The sequence below is a fragment of the Hominisplanchenecus sp. genome, assembly GCF_046967715.1.
Lineage (GTDB): Bacteria > Bacillota > Clostridia > Lachnospirales > Lachnospiraceae > Hominisplanchenecus > Hominisplanchenecus faecis.
On the sequence record NZ_JBKVNQ010000008.1, the window covers coordinates 19,585 to 38,057 of the forward strand.

Annotated in this window: 6 protein-coding genes; 3 read left to right on the plus strand and 3 right to left on the minus strand. The window is 44.9% G+C overall.

Going from position 1 to position 18,473, the window contains the following annotated elements:
• Positions 1–94: 94 nt before the first annotated feature.
• From ACLTL4_RS02100 to ACLTL4_RS02110, 3 genes are read right to left on the minus strand one after another with little or no spacing between them, the layout of a single operon-like run.
• Positions 95–850 carry a response regulator gene (locus ACLTL4_RS02100; RefSeq protein WP_022118449.1) on the minus strand — a complete coding sequence of 252 codons (756 nt, stop codon included), beginning with the start codon at positions 848–850 and terminating at the stop codon, positions 95–97.
• The gene (locus ACLTL4_RS02105; protein ID WP_412290352.1) at positions 847–2,574 is read right to left on the minus strand and encodes a sensor histidine kinase; all 1,728 of its coding nucleotides are present in this window, start codon (positions 2,572–2,574) and stop codon (positions 847–849) included. The genes ACLTL4_RS02100 and ACLTL4_RS02105 overlap by 4 nt, the downstream gene beginning before the upstream one ends.
• Entirely contained in the window at positions 2,571–4,250 is a 1,680-nt protein-coding gene (locus ACLTL4_RS02110) for an extracellular solute-binding protein (RefSeq protein WP_022118447.1), read from the minus strand. Before ACLTL4_RS02110 ends, ACLTL4_RS02105 begins: the two co-directional genes overlap by 4 nt.
• A 211-nt stretch (positions 4,251–4,461) precedes the next feature.
• Here ACLTL4_RS02110 and ACLTL4_RS02115 point away from each other — a divergent pair, with 211 nt between their 5' ends.
• The 3 genes from ACLTL4_RS02115 (at position 4,462) to ACLTL4_RS02125 (ending at position 18,249) form a co-directional block, all read left to right on the plus strand.
• The gene (locus tag ACLTL4_RS02115; protein WP_173865944.1) at positions 4,462–10,899 is read left to right on the plus strand and encodes an Ig-like domain-containing protein; all 6,438 of its coding nucleotides are present in this window, start codon (positions 4,462–4,464) and stop codon (positions 10,897–10,899) included.
• A gap of 223 nt (positions 10,900–11,122) precedes the next feature.
• Complete coding sequence (locus ACLTL4_RS02120; protein WP_412320181.1) at positions 11,123–14,848, plus strand: glycoside hydrolase family 2 TIM barrel-domain containing protein; 3,726 nt, start codon at positions 11,123–11,125, stop codon at positions 14,846–14,848.
• 77 nt (positions 14,849–14,925) lie between these two features.
• On the plus strand, positions 14,926–18,249 hold the full coding sequence (locus tag ACLTL4_RS02125) for an Ig-like domain-containing protein (RefSeq protein WP_412320182.1): 3,324 nt from the start codon (positions 14,926–14,928) through the stop codon (positions 18,247–18,249).
• Positions 18,250–18,473 lie beyond the last annotated feature (224 nt).

The window sequence follows — 18,473 nt, forward strand, 5'->3', positions numbered from 1 at the left end:
GTGTATCTGGATTGAATGTTACAGTTATGTTCACTCATTTGTTTACTTTAATACTTTGATTATAAACACACTTTTTTACTTTAGCAAGAAAAATTTAAAGAGACTTCCGGTATTTGCTTGGAGATATTCCCTGCGTTTTTTTGAAAACTTTTGTAAAATAAAAGTAATCGTGGTAGCCGACTGCGTTTGCAATCTCCTCGATGGAGCGGCTGTCGTCTTTTAAAAGTTCTTTCGCCTTCTGCATACGTCTTGCCGTGATATATTCTGAAAAAGACAGTCCCAGTTCTTTTTTGATCAGGGTGCTTAAGCGGCTGGAGCTGATATTGTACATTTCTGCCAGGGAAGTTAAAGAGAGTTCTTCCGTATCGTGTTCCTGGATATAAGCCAGAATTTTTTTGAACAGAGAGGTTCCGGCAGTCGAAAGGTCTGTGATCGTTGCATTTTCCATCGTGTCTTCAGAAGTTTCAGAAGCGGCAGGCTCAAGTTCATTTCGAAGGCGTGACAGGGTTTTGTTCAGAGTTTCCTGCTGGATCGGTTTCAGAAGATAATCAAAAGCACCGCACAGCATTGCCTGTCGTGCATACTCAAATTCGGCATAGCCGGAGATCAGCACGACTTTGGTTGCAAATTGATGTTCTGAAATATAGGACATGACTTCCAGACCGGAAAGCCCCGGCATACGGATATCGGTAAACAGGACATCCGGTTTTAAGGTTTTGATATCTTCAAGTGTAGTCACGCCGTTATGTGCTTCTCCAATCACCTCAAAAGGAAGTCCGGATTTCTGGATCAGTTTTTTCAGACCGATGGTGATCCAGACTTCATCATCTGCAATATAGACACTTATCATAAAATACTCCCTTCTGGTTCTGCTGTCGATTCTCTTGGAATCGAAATCGTAATGCAGGTTCCTTTTTTCAAACTGCTTTTTATATCAAAAGAAAACTTATCATCATAATAAAGTTTCAGACGTTGATAAATATTAAAGACGCCGATTTTTGTTGTATTTTTTTCAATTTCCAAAGATGCGAGGATCTGTTTTAAACGTTCCGGTTCAATGCCGCATCCGTCATCCTCCACAACAAAGCAAAGTGTTGCATGATCGGGGGAAAATACATGCACCCACACCGTACCGTTTTCAATTTTTTGTTCCAGTCCGTGAAAGACTGAATTTTCCACAAGCGGCTGGAGCAGAAGTTTAAATACTTTGCAGTTTAGTATAGCATTTTCTGCATCGATTTCAATGCGGATTTTGCCCATAAAACGGTAATTTATGATCTTTGCATATTCACGGATATGATTCAGCTCATTTTCTACGGTAACCATATCAGTTCCCTTGACGGCAAAACGAAAGACATTGGAGAGAGCCATCGTAAGTTCTGCGATGTCATCCACATCGTAGAACAGAGCCATATCCCGGATACACTCAAACGTATTATAGAGAAAGTGCGGATTGATCTGGCTTCGATAGGCAAGGATCTCTGCCTGTTTTTTGGAAAGTTCCGTTTCATAGGCAAGATATTTTACCTGCTCGATCTCCAGCTGCAACTGCTGCTTTTCATCGAGCATCTGATTCAGGCTTTCTGCGACTGTGCCGATCTCATCCGGACGGTCGAGGGAAAGCCGGGAGTCCGGATTCTGATTGATCTCACGGATAAAAGCAGAAATTCCGGTGATCGGTTTTATGATGCTGTAATTGCAGTACAGAAGCAGAAAGAGCAAAAGACACAGGGAAATGCAATAAACCAGGATTTGTGTTTCTTTCAGGCTCTGATCCGGTTTCCGAAGATCTGATTCCGGAAGGAAACCGGCAATTTTCCAGTCATTGTAGGAAAGTGTCTGAGTGAAAAAATATTTTTCGGAAGTGCTGTGCAGGATCTCAGATGCCAGCGTACTTCCGCAGGACTGCGATGAACCGGCAGAAGCAAGAATGCAGTCCGAGGAATCCAGAAGAAAAACAACGGCATGCTCCGTTGACTGGGCATTTTGAAGTGTATCATCAAAACTTTCCGGTTCCAGGACAAAAACGCAGGTACCAAGCAGCTTCTGGTACTGGATGCTGTTCAGATCATAAACAGGGAAGATCAGCTCATAGTAAGGGCGTTTTTCGTTTGACTTCAGATGTGATGCCCGGATATTCATCACGGCATCGGTGTTCAGTTTGGAAGTATCAATCGAAAAATTTTTCCCCATGGAAGCAATCTGCTTTGCATCTGCATTGTAGAGATAAACACTTAAAATACGGTCATTCAGCAGGAGTGTGTTGGAAAAGACCGAGGCAAGCTCCTGTGTATCCGGAAGTCGGTTCAGAGAATTTACCGAAAAATACTGCTGCACGGTTGGAGAATAACAGAATGCAGTTGTGATATTGTAAAGCGAGTCCCAGTACGCTTCGATACGTGTGGCAGTCTGGGCTGTCAGACGTTCATTCAGGGCGAGCGTGTTTTTACGCACAGATCTTGCATAGTCCACCGACATAAAAAGATAGGCAGACGAAAGCACAGCAAGGATCAAGGCAGCAATCCCGGCCAGCTTAAAGATCAGGTGTCTGCGGTAAGTCTGTAAGAAGTTCATGGTTTTGTTTCTCCGTTTGATTTTGAGGTGTCTTGCATTTGTGGGTTGACTTTCTCTATTTTTTTACCGTAATAGGAAAAATTCTCCTGCATTTGCCGGTTGATCTTCTGATCCAGTTTTTTAGCTCCAAGTTCTTTTTGTGTGGTTACAAAAAGCTGATACTGTTCTTCAAACTCGGTATCCGAAGAAGCAGAGAGGATTTTTGGAATCTGCTCTTTGCGGTAAGCTTCCAGCGTGCTTTCAATCTGACCTTCCTCACTGTTCGGGGAAATGTAATTATCCGGCAGACGAAGAAGGGCAGAATCATAAACATATGTGTCCGGATATCTGGCAAAAGCAGTCTGGATCTGATTTAAACAATCGTCCATGCTTCCTTTTGCAGGTACCGGAAGTAGGCTGTGATCCCAGGCAACATTGTAAAAATTCCAGAACAGTCCGAGCATATCATTAGAATCATGAAAGCGCTGCTGTCCTCTGGCAGTCCGGTGGATATAGCCATCCGAGTCGAAAGTATAATCTTCGTTTTCCACGCCGTAGTTGCTGTAGAGCAATCCTTCGTCAGAAGTCATATAATCAAAAAAGCGGGCGACAAGTTCCGGGGTTTTGCAGCTTTTGGATACAAAAGTCTGCATCCAGCCGGTCGGTACACTCAGGTCGATACTCATCACCGGACGTTTTCCAAAATCGGAGAGGATCGGACCTGCGGAAACCCACCTGGTGGCATCCACACCTGTATTGGAAGTGTTTCCGATATAGCAGAATACACGGTCATCTGCTATCAGATCGCGCATCTGGAGATTATCAAGTGTCAGATCTTCACTGAAAGCATAACCTTTGCGGAAGGCTGTGTTCAGAAAGGCAAAAGCATCTTTGCATTCCGGCTGAAGGAAGCGTTCTGTATAATTTCCATTGTCGTCAATGACTTCAGCACCGAAAGAACCGATCAGGCAGGAAATCGAAGAGTCAAGATATTGATTGCCTTCCAGCAGCAATGGGATGGTGGACTGTCCGTCTTCAGCAGTCAGCTTTTTGACTTTTTCAAAAGCTTTTAAGACCTGAGAGGCAGTCTGTATATCCGAAACGGTCAGGTTAGCACGTGCCAGAAGTTTGCGGTTAAACATAATGCCATGATTGTAACTGTGGGTGAAAAGATCTCCATAATAAGAGGTCTTTTCTTTCCAGGTTTTGCGGGCATCATCGGTATTCAGGTGTGAAAGATAAGCATACCAGTCTCCGTACTGTCGGATATACTCCTGTTTCCGGTCTTTCGGGAAATCTTTCAGCAAATGGGAATCCGGGCAGTAAGTTTCAAAAAAATCCTGCAAAGACCAGACCTTTCCGGAACGGATCAGCTGATTGATCACATTCTTGTCCGTAGCGACGATCAGGTCAGGGAGTTCATCTTTTAAGATCATCAGACTCAGCTTTTTGGATGCGTCCTGTGGCGGAATCGTAAAATCCAGGTATGCTCCGGTTTTCTTTGAGATACCGGCACTGATGCTTCCTTCTTCAAAACTCCAGACTGGAGGATTCCAGAAAGAGACATCTGAAAAAAGAGTAAGCTCTGTATAATTGTTTTCAGCAGAATCCATGTTTTCCTGCGTGGCAGCTGTGCAGCCAGTCAGGAAAAGACAGAAAAATAAAAAGAGGAGAAGTAGTTTTTTTGTACGTTTCATACATACAACCTCCAAAAATTTTTGATTCAACATTATTAGTATAACACAGGAAAAAAGCGAAAGAAATGGAAAACGGTAAAAAAAGTACCAAAAAACAAAAAATAGTACATATGATTTTGGTGAAAAATTTTGTATATTACCAGTAAGCAAAGTGTATAAATTCACTAAACACGATGCGGATAGTGTGAAAAGCAGCAAAAAGGAGGAAAAAATGAACAAAAAAAGAAAAGGTGCGAGACGATGGACGGCGTTAGCCTTGAGTGTTGCCATGGTTTTCAGTGGAATCGGGATTCTTCCGGCTCCAGTGAAAGCAGAAGCGGCAGATGTCGCGGCAGCCGTTCAGAAAACAGGAGCGACAACAGAACGCAGTGAGCGTAAAATGAAATTTGGAGATGACTGGAAATTCAAACTGGTCAATAAGTACAACATTAACGATACTTCCGTTCAGGCGGATGGTGTGGACTACGATGATTCGAGCTGGGATAACGTTGATCTGCCGCATGACTGGGCAATCTATGGTACTTATGAGAACAGCAATGGTGTCAGAGCGGCACAGGGTTCTCTGGCAGGCGGTGTCGGCTGGTACCGCAAGAGCTTCACACTTTCCGATGACTTTAAAGACAAAACCGTTTCAATTGAATTCGACGGTGTGCAGATGATCAGCCAGGTATGGGTGAACGGACATACCGAGGACAACTGGAAGCAGTACCTTGGCTACAACACCTTTACGTATGATATCAGCAAATATCTGAAATACGATGGCAGCGAGAATGTGATCGCAGTCAAAGTACAAAGCAGCAACAGCAGTGCCAGATGGTATGCAGGAGCCGGTATCTACCGTAATGTATATCTGATTTCCACCGAGAAACTGAATGTTCCGGTGAATGGCGTGCAGATCACTACTCCGTTTGAAAAACTGGAAGCAGAAGGTGGCAAATACGAAGAAATCAAGAATGCCACAAAAGCAGGCGTTGACATCAAGACGGACGTAACAAACGATTCTGATACAGAAGCAACTGGTGTTTCAGTAAAATCGACCGTTTATAACAAGGAAAGCGATGTTATTTCCACACAGACCGATGACATTACCGTAGCAGCCGGTAAAACAGAGACGATTAGCCAGAGTGTGGATGTAGCAAACCCGAAACTGTGGTCCGTGGATTCACCGAACCTCTACTGGGTAAGAACGGAGATCATCCAGAATGGCAAAGTTGTGGATCGTACCGACAGCCGTTTTGGTATCCGTTATATTGCTACGAATCCGAACAGTGGATTTTATTTAAACGGTGTGCATACAAAACTGAATGGTGTCTGTGAACATTCTGACCTGGGATCTCTTGGTATGGAGACCTATCAGGCAGCTGTTGACAGAAGAATCCGTACACTGAAAAAATACGGTGTCAATGCGATCCGTACCTCCCATAACCCGGTGTCACCGGAGTTTATCGAGGCGTGTGACCGTCTTGGAATGCTGGTATTTGAAGAAGCCTTTGATCAGTGGCTGTATTCAAAAAACAGTGACGATTATCATAACTACTTCAATAAAGCAGCAGATGGAAAAACTGTCGTTTTTGATAAAGCCGGAAATGATAATACCAACAATGACACTTCTTATATAGAAGTAAAACGTGAGGATCTGCAGTCCAATGCAGAACGTGATATCAAAGCGATGGTAGACCGTGACAAGAACGCACCTTGTATTTTTGCATGGAGTACCGGTAACGAAATCTACGATGCACGTTACAAACATGGTGAAAATACACTGGATATGCTGACCGGCTGGATCAAAGAAATCGACACGACAAGACCGGTCGCAGCATGCCCGCCGACCTGGGACAATTACTGGGCAAATAATGCACAGCAGGAAAAGCATCTGGCAAAAGCAGAAATGTCCGGATTTAACTATGCAACCGGACAGTATGACGGTGCCCACTCCAGATATCCGAATATGGTTATTTTTGGATCTGAGACAGTATCCGCTTATTATTACCGTGGTGTTTACTTCCTGGAAGGAGAAGGAAGCGGCGACAGATGTAATGAATATCCGACTTACTGGACATTTTCATCGGCAACCGCTTCTCTGGAAGCACACAGAGACAAAACTTACACAGCCGGTGAATTCGTATGGACCGGACATGACTACTTAGGTGAGCCGACCCCAAGAAGCTGGCCATCCAAGAGTTCCTACTTTGGTATGATCGACACCGCAGGTTTTGCAAAAGATGTTGTTTATATGTACAAGAGTATGTGGACGGATACACCGACCGTACATCTTCTGCCGCAAAAATGGAATTTCAAGGCAGGACAGAAGGTGCCGGTATACATTTACACAAATGCAAAGAGTGTGGAACTGTTCTTAAACGGAAAATCACTTGGCATTAAGAATTATGACAAACAGACTGCTTCCCCGGTATATATCTACTGGACAAAAGGAACCAGCGGACTGGATTACGAAGCAGGCGAACTCAAAGCAGTCGGCTATGACCAGCCGGACGGAAAAGGAAACGTGATCGCAACCGATGTGGTAAATACATCAGGTGATGCAGCACAGGTAGAACTTTCCGCAGACAGAACGTATATCAAAAACGATGGCGATGATATGGTATTTGTAGAAGCTACGATTGAGGACAATACAGGAATCATGGTTCCTGGAGCAGACAACCGTATCACTTTCGACGTAGAAGGCGGCGAAATCGTATCTGTGGACAACGGTGATCCGCGTGACCATGATCCATACAAAAACACAGACAACCGCAAAGCGTTCAGCGGAAAAGCACTGCTGATCGTAAAAGCAGAAGAAGGAAGCACTGATGACATTGTGATCACAGCGACAGCTGAGAGTGACAATGGTATTCTGAAATCCAATACCATTACCGTAGGTTCTAAAAACGAACTTCCGGGTGACGGAACGGATACACCGAAACTTCAGGACGCATCCGTAGTGATGGGCAAAGGCATTTCTGCAGATTCTGTTCTGCCAAAAACCGTAAAAGTACAGTACAGCAACGGTGTGGTCGATGAGCACCAGGTAACCGGATGGAACCTGGATAACCTGAATGTAAACCAGGCAGGTACTTACAAAGTAACCGGAACGGCAGAAGGCATGGAAGGCACGTTTGAATGTACTGTAACAGTCAAAGATATTAAATCCGCAACGGTAGACAATGTAACAACACTGGTAAATGTAGAACCGTCCCTGCCACAGTTTGCAGCGATCGAGTATGCAGACGGCACAAAAGGTTCTGCCCCGGTAACCTGGGATGAAGTTCCGGCAGAAAATTATGCAAAAGCAGGAAAATTTGAAGTGACCGGAAAGATCGGACCAGAAGTTACTGTAAAAACAGAAGTAAGCGTAAAAGAGATCAAGTCTGTCGAGGAAGTACATGCATCTACCGTAATCGGAACACTTCCGGTTCTGCCGGCAGGTGTGGAAGTAACATTTACCGACGAAAGTAAAGAAATTGTAGGTACAGACTGGCAGATCAAAGCAGAAGATGTGGCAGCAGCAGGAACCTTAAAAGTAAAGAGCAGGATCCTTGGTTCTGATATGGAAGCTGTTGCGAATGTCGATGTGAAATATGCGGTGGCAACAGGTGATCTGGAATACACATCAACAGGAACAGTAAGCAAAGACAAGACCGTAAACGGTGCAGGTTTGAGCGTACGTATCGATCAGGGCGGAAAGCCGACCGAATATGCAGCAGGTTTAAGTATGCTTGGCGGATCAGAAGCCGTTTATAATGTAGAAGGAAAAGGATATGAAGCATTCCGTGCTTATGTCAGCCTGAGTTTTGATAACGGACAGGATGCAGAAGGAGCCGTTTCTTTCGAAGTTTATGTCGATGATGAAAAGACACCAAGATACCGTTCCGGTGTCATGACACATGCCACCAAGAACCTGGCACTTGATGTGGATATCAAAGGTGCAAAAACCGTAAAACTGGTGACAAAAACGGAAGATTCCAGTGTAGATAACAGCAAGAATATCGGTAACTGGTGTGACACGAAATTTGTTTCTTCCAATGTGGAGGTCAAGAGTGCAAAACTGAAAGAAAAAGATTTCTACTATGCAGAAAAAGGGGCACAGCCGTCCCTGCCGCAGACAGCAGAAGTACAGGTAGATGATACCCATACCGGAGCATTCCGTATTGCATGGTCTGAGATTGATACATCAAAAGCAGATGTGGTCGATGTAGAAGGAACAGTTCTTGGGATCGCTGATCCGGAAAATCATAAGGTAAAAGCAAAGGTAATCGTTGATTTTAACAATGTAGTTAAAGTGCCGGCACTGATGAATAAGATCGGTGAATGGGAAGTAAAAGAAGCCTTTGACTATGTTGAGACAACAGGAACAAAGACCAATATCAAAGATATTGAAGATATCACAGCCAAATCGTCCGTTATTTATAAATGGACAAACAATATGCTGATCGAGAATTGCCATAACTATGGTTTTGATTACGGGGTATATCCGGGAACAAACAGTGCAAATCCGGAATATCTGATCGTGCGTGCACCGGCGATCAAAGGTTTTGTCCTTCGAGGAACCGGCTCAACAGATGGAAATGCAAATCAAAACTTTACTTTCTATACTTCGGCAGACGGAGAAAACTGGAAAGAATTCAAAGATTACACAAAAACAACCGATACTTCCGTAAGCGGAAGCTGGCCGAGCAGACTTTATACAGCAACACAGCTGCCGGATGACACAAACTATATCAAGATTGCATATCCGACCGGAAATACATGGCAGTTCAATATGAACAAACTGCAGCTGACCGGTGGCGAAGTAATTCCTGAAGGAAAAGCAGTTGTCAGTCTGGATGCAAACGGCGGAAGCCTTCCGGAAGGAACAAGTACAAAACGTACTCTGAACAAAGGCGACCAAGCAGGAGAACTGCCGACACCGACCAGAAACAGACACAACTTTAAGGGCTGGTTTACACAGCCGGAAGGTGGAGAAAAAGTAACAGAAGAAACTGTGGTTTCAGATTCTATAATCCTCTATGCACAGTGGGAAAAATCAACCAAAGCAGAAGACGTACCTGTTTACTTTGTGGACTGTGGTGCAAATGCTTTCTCAGCAGAAGGAAAAGCTTATAGAAAGGATTACACAGATACGCTGAAAAACACAGTACCGGATCAGGCATACAGTGAAACAAGCGGATGGGGATTCACAAATCCGGCATCCGAAGTGGAAGCAAACGGAAGCGGAGATGCCTATACGACGATCCGCAACTTTAAAGCAGGAAACAATCAGAAGACCATGACCTACAAATTTGCACTGGATGCAGGAACGTATGAAGTGGTAACCGGATTCTGTGATCCATGGGCACAGTGGGCAGGCGATGACCGCCATACAAAGATTACTGTGGCAGATGAAGCAGGAACCGAACTGGCTGTACACGAAGACCACAAGATCAGCGGCAGCAAAGACAGTGTGACACTGGAAAATATCACACTTTCAGAAGCAAGCAATGTGACTGTGAACTTAAGTCCGCTGAAAAAAGTGGACAGCAACATCGACAGCTGTGATGTGCTGGTAAGCTTTATCGTGATCGTGAAAAAAGCAGCAGAGCAGCCGGATATTCCGAAGACAGATACAAAAGCAGGACTGAAGGCAGCCATTGACCTGGCAAAAACGCTGAAAGCAGATGACTATACAGCAGCATCTTACAAAGCACTTTCTGATACGATCGCAAGTGCGGAGAAAGTATATGCAGAAACAGAACCAAGTGCAGAAGCAGTCCAGACACAGATCAATGCTCTGGCAGAAGCAGTCAGAAATCTGAAATCTGCAGCAGCAGATACGAAAAAAGACCTGACACAGCAGATGAAAGAAAAAGATGCAGAATTAGCAGCAAAAGATACCGAACTGAAAACAGCACAGAAGAATGTGTCAGATCTGGATGATCAGCTTAAAAAAGCAGAAAAAGATCTGGCGGATCTGAAAAACGGAAGCGAAGCAGAAAAAGCAGAACTTCAGAAACAGATCAACAGCTTAAAAGAACAGCTCGATGAAGCAAACGCAAAAGTTACGGTTCTGAAAGCAGAAAAAGAGAGACTGACAGAAGAAAAAACATCCCTGCAGACAGAACTGAAAAAAGCTCAGGAAGATGCAGCGAAGAAAAAAGCAGAGGAAGCAGAAGCACTCAAAAAAGCTCAGGAAGAAGAGAAGAAAGCCAAAGAAGAACTGCAGAAACTGAAAGATGCCATGACACTGAAAACAGGTGATACCATTACTGTAAAGGGCGTAACATATCGTGTGACCAATGCAGAAGCAAAGACAGCGGAAGCTTATGGCGTGGTAAACAAAAACCAGAAACACATCGAAGTAGCCGCAACGGTTAAGATCAAAGGAAGTACCTGCAAAGTAACGGCAATCGCAGATCAGGCATTTGCCGGAATGAAAAAAGCAACAAAAGCTGTGATCGGCAAGAATGTGAGCAAGATCGGCAAAAAAGCATTCAACGGCGATGGAAAACTTAAGAGCATCACAGTAAAAAGCAGGAAACTGAAAACGGTCGGTAAACTGGCACTGAAAGGCATCAACAAAAAAGCAGTGATCCGTATACCGAAGTCAAAGAAAAAAGCTTACAGGAAACTTTTCAAAGGCAAAGGACAGAAAAAGAGTGTCATTGTAAAGTAGTAAGTTCATAAATCCAAAACGCATATCACCTTAAAAACAGCAGAAAAACCACAGACAGCGTAAAAACGGTTCTGTGGTTTTTTTGTATCGTACAGAAAAAATTACCAAAAAATAAAAAATATTCCATATGTTTTTGTGAAGAAATTTTGTATAGTTATGGTAAGCAAAATTTTGTTTTTACTAAACACAACAAAGGGAACAAAGAAAAATAAAGGAGGGCAATATGAACTACAAAAAGTATTTAAGTGGTGTTCTGGCAGCAGCGATGGTACTTAATACCGGAGCAGTGAGTGTCCTGGCAGCAGGGACTGATACGTCCGTGCAGGAAGCATCTCAGACACAGACATCATCAACACCGGAAACGGTATACGTCAATTCATATGATGGAAAGGAGCGTTCCGTTTCTTTTAACGATCACTGGAGATTTTATCTGGGAGAATTAAACGGCGCGGAAGCAGTTTCTTATAATGATTCTTCCTGGGATGATGTGACGCTTCCGCATGATTACAGCATCGACCAGGGATTTTCAACAGCAGCACCGGCAGAGCAGGAGAGCGGCTATGTGCTTGGAGGCACCGGATGGTACCGCAAAAGTTTTACACTGGATGAGAGCATGCAGGGAAAGACGGTCAGCATTGATTTTGACGGTGTTTACATGAATGCAACCGTTTATCTGAACGGTGAAAAGCTGGGAACACATCCATATGGTTATACCCCGTTTTCTTTTGTGCTTCCGCAGGACAAACTGAAATTCGGATCGGAAGAAAACGTGATCACGGTCAAAGTAGATCATAAACAGCCGTCCAGCCGCTGGTATTCCGGTTCCGGTATTTACCGTGACGTAAAACTTACCGTTGCAGATCCGGTACATGTGGCAAATTACGGAACGACCGTGACAACCCCGGATATTGAAAGCGGAAAAGGAACCGTAAGCGTGGTAACGGAAGTACAGAATGACAGCAGCGAAGCAGCTGATGTTTCTGTAAAACAGACGGTTTATGAAAAAGGCAGTGACGTCCCGGCAGCAGAGGGCGAAAAGACAAAGGTACAGAGTGTTGCAGCGGGCAAAACAGCCAGGATCGAGGCCAGTGTCACCGTTGCAGACCCAAAGCTCTGGGATACGGAAAATCCAAACCTCTATACCGTAAAAACAGAAGTTTATGTTGGAGATACCTTAAAAGACAGCTACCATTCTGACTTTGGCTTCCGCTGGGTAAACTTTACTACAGAGAAAGGTTTCTATTTAAATGGAAAGAACATCAAACTGCACGGAGTGTCCATGCATCATGACCAGGGTTCTCTTGGATCCGAAGCCTGGGAGCGTTCTGTGGAACGTCAGGTACAGGAGTTAAAACAGATGGGAGTCAATGCCATCCGTGTAACACATAACCCGGCATCCCAGGTACTGATCGATGTGTGCAACCGTGAAGGCATCATGCTGGTGGAAGAAGCCTTTGACTGCTGGCTTTCCGGAAAAGCAGGAAATACCGAGGATTATGGTAAATGGTTCTACCAGACCATTGAGAGCGGCAACCAGATCGTAAATGGCAGAGAGGGCGAAAAATGGGCAGAATTTGACCTCAAAGCCATGGTAAGACGAGGAAGAAACAATCCTTCCATTATTATGTGGAGCCTTGGAAATGAAATCTTTCAGCAGCTGATCGACGGGAATGTAACAGGTCAGTATCCGGAAGTGGCAAAAAAACTGATCACCTGGACCGGAGAAGAAGATGCGACCAGATATGTAACCTTTGGTGACAATCAGGTAAAGAGCAATGTCTGGGCAGACAATAATCAGGTAAACACAGCACTTGTTTTTGCAGAAGCAGCAAAATATGGCGTGCCGGGAGGTCTGGTAGGATTTAACTACGGAAGCTCCGGACAGATCAGCAACGGACACAGCAGAGGATGGCTGGTCTATGGTTCTGAGACAGCCTCTTCCGTAAACAGCCGTGGCGTTTACGACAGGAAGAACAGCAACAGTGACAATGGAAGCGGAGACCGCCGACTGACTTCTTATGATAAAAGTGCAGTAGGCTGGGGACATCTGGCAAGTGCAGGGCTGTGGATCACGATGCAGCAAGAATTTAATGCAGGCGAATTTGTCTGGACAGGTTTTGATTATATCGGTGAACCGACACCGTATAACTGGCAGGGAACCGGTGCAAACGGAACCTGGCCGAACATTGCAAAGAACTCTTACTTTGGTATCATTGACACGGCAGGTATCCCAAAAGATTCCTATTATCTGTATCAGAGCCAGTGGAATGACAACGAAAATACCCTTCATGTTCTCCCGGTATGGAATGAAGATGAGATCATGCTTGATAACAGCGGCAAGGCAGAGGTTGTAGTTTACAGTGATGCTCCTGTTGTGAAACTTTATCTGAACGGCAAAGAAATCGGAAGTGCGACAGCGACACACACCGATACACCGACCGGTGGTTATCAGAATTATACAAGCGGAACAGGATGCTTTGACAGCAGCAAGGCGAACGGACATACTTCCCTGTATGCAACATTCCAAGTACCTTATGAGGTGGGAACACTGGAGGCAAAAGCATTTGAAGCAGACGGTGTGACCGAGATCAAAGACACGGACGGACGTAATGTGGCAGAGACGACCGGAAAGGGATCCAAACTTACTGTAAAAGCAGACCGCAGCGAGATCACGGCAGACGGCAAAGATTTAAGTTTTGTTGAGATCGATGTAACGGACAGAGACGGCAGAGAAGTAAACGGTGCAGAGCCGCAGATCCATGTTGCCGTAGAAGGTGACGGCAAGCTCCTTTCACTTGATAACGGTGTTCAGAACGATACCACTTCTTACAGTGAACCGACCAGAAAAGCCGGTAAAGGAAAACTGATCGCGATCGTTCAGTCCACAAAAGATGCCGGAAGCTTTACCGTAAAGGCAACTTCAGACGGATACACTGCAGCACAGACTGTCATTACCACAGTTGCAGACGGCAGCGGAGTAACCGGAGAAAAGACCGTTGTAAGCTATGAGATCGCAAAGAATTATTATGTAAAACAGGGAACGAAACCAGTTCTCCCATCCGAAGTAAAGATCCATTATTCTGACGATACTTCCGAGACAAAGAAAGTAACCTGGGATGCATTTACCGGAGAAGAAGAAACATATTCGGTATCCGGTACGGTAGCAGATCTGAATATGCGTATCACGGTCAATGTCAGCACGATCGGCCAGACAGCAGGTGTCCTGAATTATTCCGCAGCAGTCGGAAAAGATGCAGAAGTCAGCCTTCCTGCAGCCAGACCGGCAGTTCTTGCAGACGGAACAATCCTGGCAGCAGAATTTCCGGTAAAGTGGGATATTCCAAAAGATCTGACAGCGACAATCGGAACAAAGAATGTAAAAGGAACGGCAACCGTATTTGACCAGAACTTTGAAGTGACTGCAGCAGTCAGAGTTACCAATGGAGAATACAAAGACGGTGCAGAAGCCCTTGGCAACGTGCCGGAAATGTATTACAACGGTACATCCAGCAAAGAAGATGCATCTGTTGCAGATGTCCTGGCGAAACTGCAGGATGATAAGACAAGTGCCGATGATGTGGCATGGAGCGGAAAAGGAACCCTCGATTTCCGTCTGGATACAGCGATTGAATTGAAAGGATTCACAATGTATCTGAAAGATACCGCACCGACTTCCGGAACGATCAAAATCTATGCATCCGGCGACAACGGAGTCAACTGGACGCCGGTAGACTGCACGGTAACAAATAAAAAAGAAAAAGGTGTGACGGTTCGTACTTACAATGTAAAAGAAACCGTTTCCGAAACCTATTTCCGTGTAGAATTTACCAAAGATGCCACCCTGGCGGAATTGGAAATGAATACAAGGATCCCGAGCTTTACGGTAGGGTCAGAAGCAGCACTTTCCAGTCTGAAAGTGGGCGGTCACATGCGGATGAAGCAAGCCTGAAAAAAGGCTGGTTTGGCGTAAATGAAACAGAATTTGATGCGGCAGACCTTACAGCAGAAGGGAAAGACAATGCAAGCGTGACCATTCTTGACAAAGATGCAGACGGTGTGATCCGTATCCTTATTGAATCTGAAGATCATCTGATGCGTGCCATCTATCCGGTTATGCTCGGAAAAGACAATACAGCAAGCGACAGTGCTTCCGATGCATCTATGGATTATGATTATAGGAACATGACACTGCGTGCACCAAGTGAAGAAGGCAGCGGTTCTGTTGCAAAAGCGGCAGATGGAAATACCGGTACCATCTGGCATACAAACTGGGGAAGCGGAAGTGGACCGACAGACCTTCGAAATGATCCGGATAACCGTTACTTGCAGATTGAACTGAAAGAAACAGAAAAGATCAATGCACTGCGTTATCTGCCGAGAAGCAGCGACACAAACGGTATCGTTACAGAGTACAGCATCAAAGTAAGTACAGATGGCGAAAACTGGACGGAAGTTGCAAAATCAGATGCAGACAGCACATGGAGCAAATCCGTAGAATGGAAACTGGCACAGTTTGCACCGGTCGATGCGAAATATATCCGTCTCTATGGTGTGTCAACCGTAGGACAGTCTGCAGCAGAAGTAAATAAATATATGTCTGCAGCAGAAGTAAGGGTACGCTACGCTGCACAGGAAATTTACCGTGACAATACAACCGTAACACTGGAAGATCGCAGCTTTGATTACACCGGAAGTGCACTCACACCGAAACCGGTTGTTACTTACAAAGCATCCGAAGATGCACAGGCAGTGACCCTGACAGAAGGTACAGACTATGAAGTAAGTTATAAAAATAACACAGAACCTGGAACAGCAACGATTGTTGTGACAGGAAAAGGTGCTTACCAGGGTGTTGTAGAAGAAAACTTCGTGATTAATGCAGTAGATATAACTGTAGCGGATTATGAAGCGATCGCAGTTACAACAGCAAAAGGAGTCTGCCCGGCTCTTCCGGGAACCGTCATTGCACATACCAACGTCGGTGATCAGGTACTGGATGTACAATGGGATGAAATCAGTGCAGAACAGTTAAAACAGATCGGAACCTTTAGCACGGGCGGAACCGTGGTTGACACCAATGCACGCATCACAGCAGAAATAACTGTAACTGCCGTAATAGGTGTGCAGCAGGTATCCGTGGCAACAGCAAAAGGGACAACACCTTCCATGCCGGAAACAGTAACTGTATACTACAGCAACGGTGAAAAACAGCAGCAGGAAGTTGTATGGGATCTTGCAGATGCAGATTTCAGGAATCCTGGAATCGTAGAAGTTTACGGAACAGTTGGAAAAGCAGTTACTAGGGAAACTGTACTTCAGGCAAAAGCGTCGGTCCGTGTGGCAGATGTGACAGCAGATGCAAACAATACACCGACCGATACAAACCTGGCACTGAATGCAGACGGTTCCTCTAAAACAAGAGAATGGCCAAGGACTTTCGCATATTTTTCATCTTCCAACGATCTTGTATATAATGCAGTTGATGGAAATAAAAATTTTGACAGCACATCCGGCAAGAAAATCTGGTGTGACTGGGAAAGCGGCAAATATCATACCAACGCAGATGCAGCCGTAGGAGACTCCGATCATCTGCCGTTTGTGATCAGTGCCTTCGGAAAAGAAGATTCCACCGCAGATTCAGATCAGAAGAAATATACCGTAAATAAAGTTTCCATTGGATTTATGGAAGAAGATGGAAGTGCAGCAAACAAAGTCAGACTTCCAAAAGATTACAAGATCGAGTATTACAGTGCGAACGACGGTGTGATCCCGGCAAACAGACTGGGCAACGATTCTGCAAACAGCTGCAGCAATATCAAAGGCTGGGGAGCAGACAACCCTCTGAAAGCACACACCGGCTGGACAGAAGTAGCATATGTCGGCGGCAAACCATCCGTACCGTCTCTTGCAAATTTCAAAGAGATGGTCAATGTAGAATTTGAAGCAGTTGAAACCACAGCGATCCGTATCACCCTGACGCCGCAGGACAACAACTGGACCGGACTGGAAGAATATGAAGTATACTATACCCCGATCGAGAAATATGGAGATTACGAAGTAACTTCTATTAAAGTGGACGGACAGGAAGTACTGGCACAGTTTGATGCAGATACAAAGACCCTAAATCTGGATGCCAGATCAGGTGTGATCACAGCACAGGCAACAAACAATGCATCCGTAACGGTTCTGGATGCCGTAAACGGAACTGCAAAAGTGCTCTTCCGGCCGGAGAACGGCGATGAAAACAAAGCACAGGAATACACCGTAAACTTTAAACAGAGTGAAACACCGGAAGAGGATCACAGCAAAGATGGATTAAAAGCAGTGATTGATCTGGCAGAAAAACTGAATGCAGAAAATTATACGGCAGAAAGCTATGCAAAACTGACCGCAGCACTGGCAGCAGCAAAAGAAGTCTGCGATGCAGAAAATGCAACCGTGGAAGAAATAAGTGCACAGATCAGTGCAATCTCGGATGCAATCAAAGGACTGGAAAGTGCAGACAAGGCGGCAAATGAAGATCTGAAAAAACAGCTGGAAGAAAAGACAAAGCAGCTGGAAGATAAAGAGAGAGAACTGGCAGCAGCAACAGAAAATGTGACAACACTTCAAGATAAAATCAAAGATGCACAGGATCAGCTGGCTGCACTGGAAGGTACGTCAGCCGAAGAAAAAACAGCTCTTGAAAAACAGATCGAAGCACTTCAGGGGAAATTGAATACAGCAAGGGCAGAAGTCCTGACACTGAGCGGCGAAAAAGCTTCTCTGGAAGAAGAAAAAGCAGCTCTGCAGGCAGAACTGAAGAAAGTTCAGGATCAGGCAGCAAAAGACAGTGCAGAAGCTGAGGCAGCAATCAAAAAGGCTCAGGAAGAAGCCCGGAAAGCAAGAGAAGAGATTGAAAAACTGAAAGATTCTCTGACACTGAAAAACGGTGATACCGTTACCGCAGGTGGCGTACAGTACCGTGTAACCGATGCGGCAGCCAAGACAGCAGAAGCATATGGCACTGCAAAGAAGAACATCAAGACCATCAACGTGACAGCAACGGTAACCATCAAAGATGTGACATGCAAAGTGACTGCAATTGCAGATCAGGCATTTGCCGGCCAGAAGAAAGCCACCAAAGCCGTGATCGGTGCAAACGTAACGAAGATCGGCAAGAAAGCATTCTATGGTGACAGCAGACTTAAGAGCATCACTGTGAAGGGCAAAAAGCTGAAAATGGTCGGTAAGCAGGCACTGAAAGGCATCAACAAACATGCAGTGGTTCGCGTACCGAAAGCAAAGAAAAAGGCATACAAAGCACTGTTCAAAGGAAAAGGACAGAAAAAAAGCGTAAAAGTAAAGTAGTAAAGTAATAAAAATGAAATCAGCCATTTGATGTATGCGACAGAAAATGCAGGGTTATCAAAGAAATAAAAGGTGTTGCCGATGATGACCGCCAGATTCTGTCTGGTTAAAATGACCGCCGGACTTTTTAAGAGTCCCGGCGGTCATTTTTTTCGATTTTATTGCTGTCAGAGCCAATCGAACAGCCAGAAGCAAATGCACTCCGGCAGGGACAGAATAAAAAA

Coding starts and splice junctions, on each gene's coding strand:
- ACLTL4_RS02100 (WP_022118449.1), bottom strand. CDS start 850: ATGATAAGTGTCTATATTGCAGATGATGAAGTCTGGATCACCATCGGT.
- ACLTL4_RS02105 (WP_412290352.1), bottom strand. CDS start 2,574: ATGAACTTCTTACAGACTTACCGCAGACACCTGATCTTTAAGCTGGCC.
- ACLTL4_RS02110 (WP_022118447.1), bottom strand. CDS start 4,250: ATGAAACGTACAAAAAAACTACTTCTCCTCTTTTTATTTTTCTGTCTT.
- ACLTL4_RS02115 (WP_173865944.1), top strand. CDS start 4,462: ATGAACAAAAAAAGAAAAGGTGCGAGACGATGGACGGCGTTAGCCTTG.
- ACLTL4_RS02120 (WP_412320181.1), top strand. CDS start 11,123: ATGAACTACAAAAAGTATTTAAGTGGTGTTCTGGCAGCAGCGATGGTA.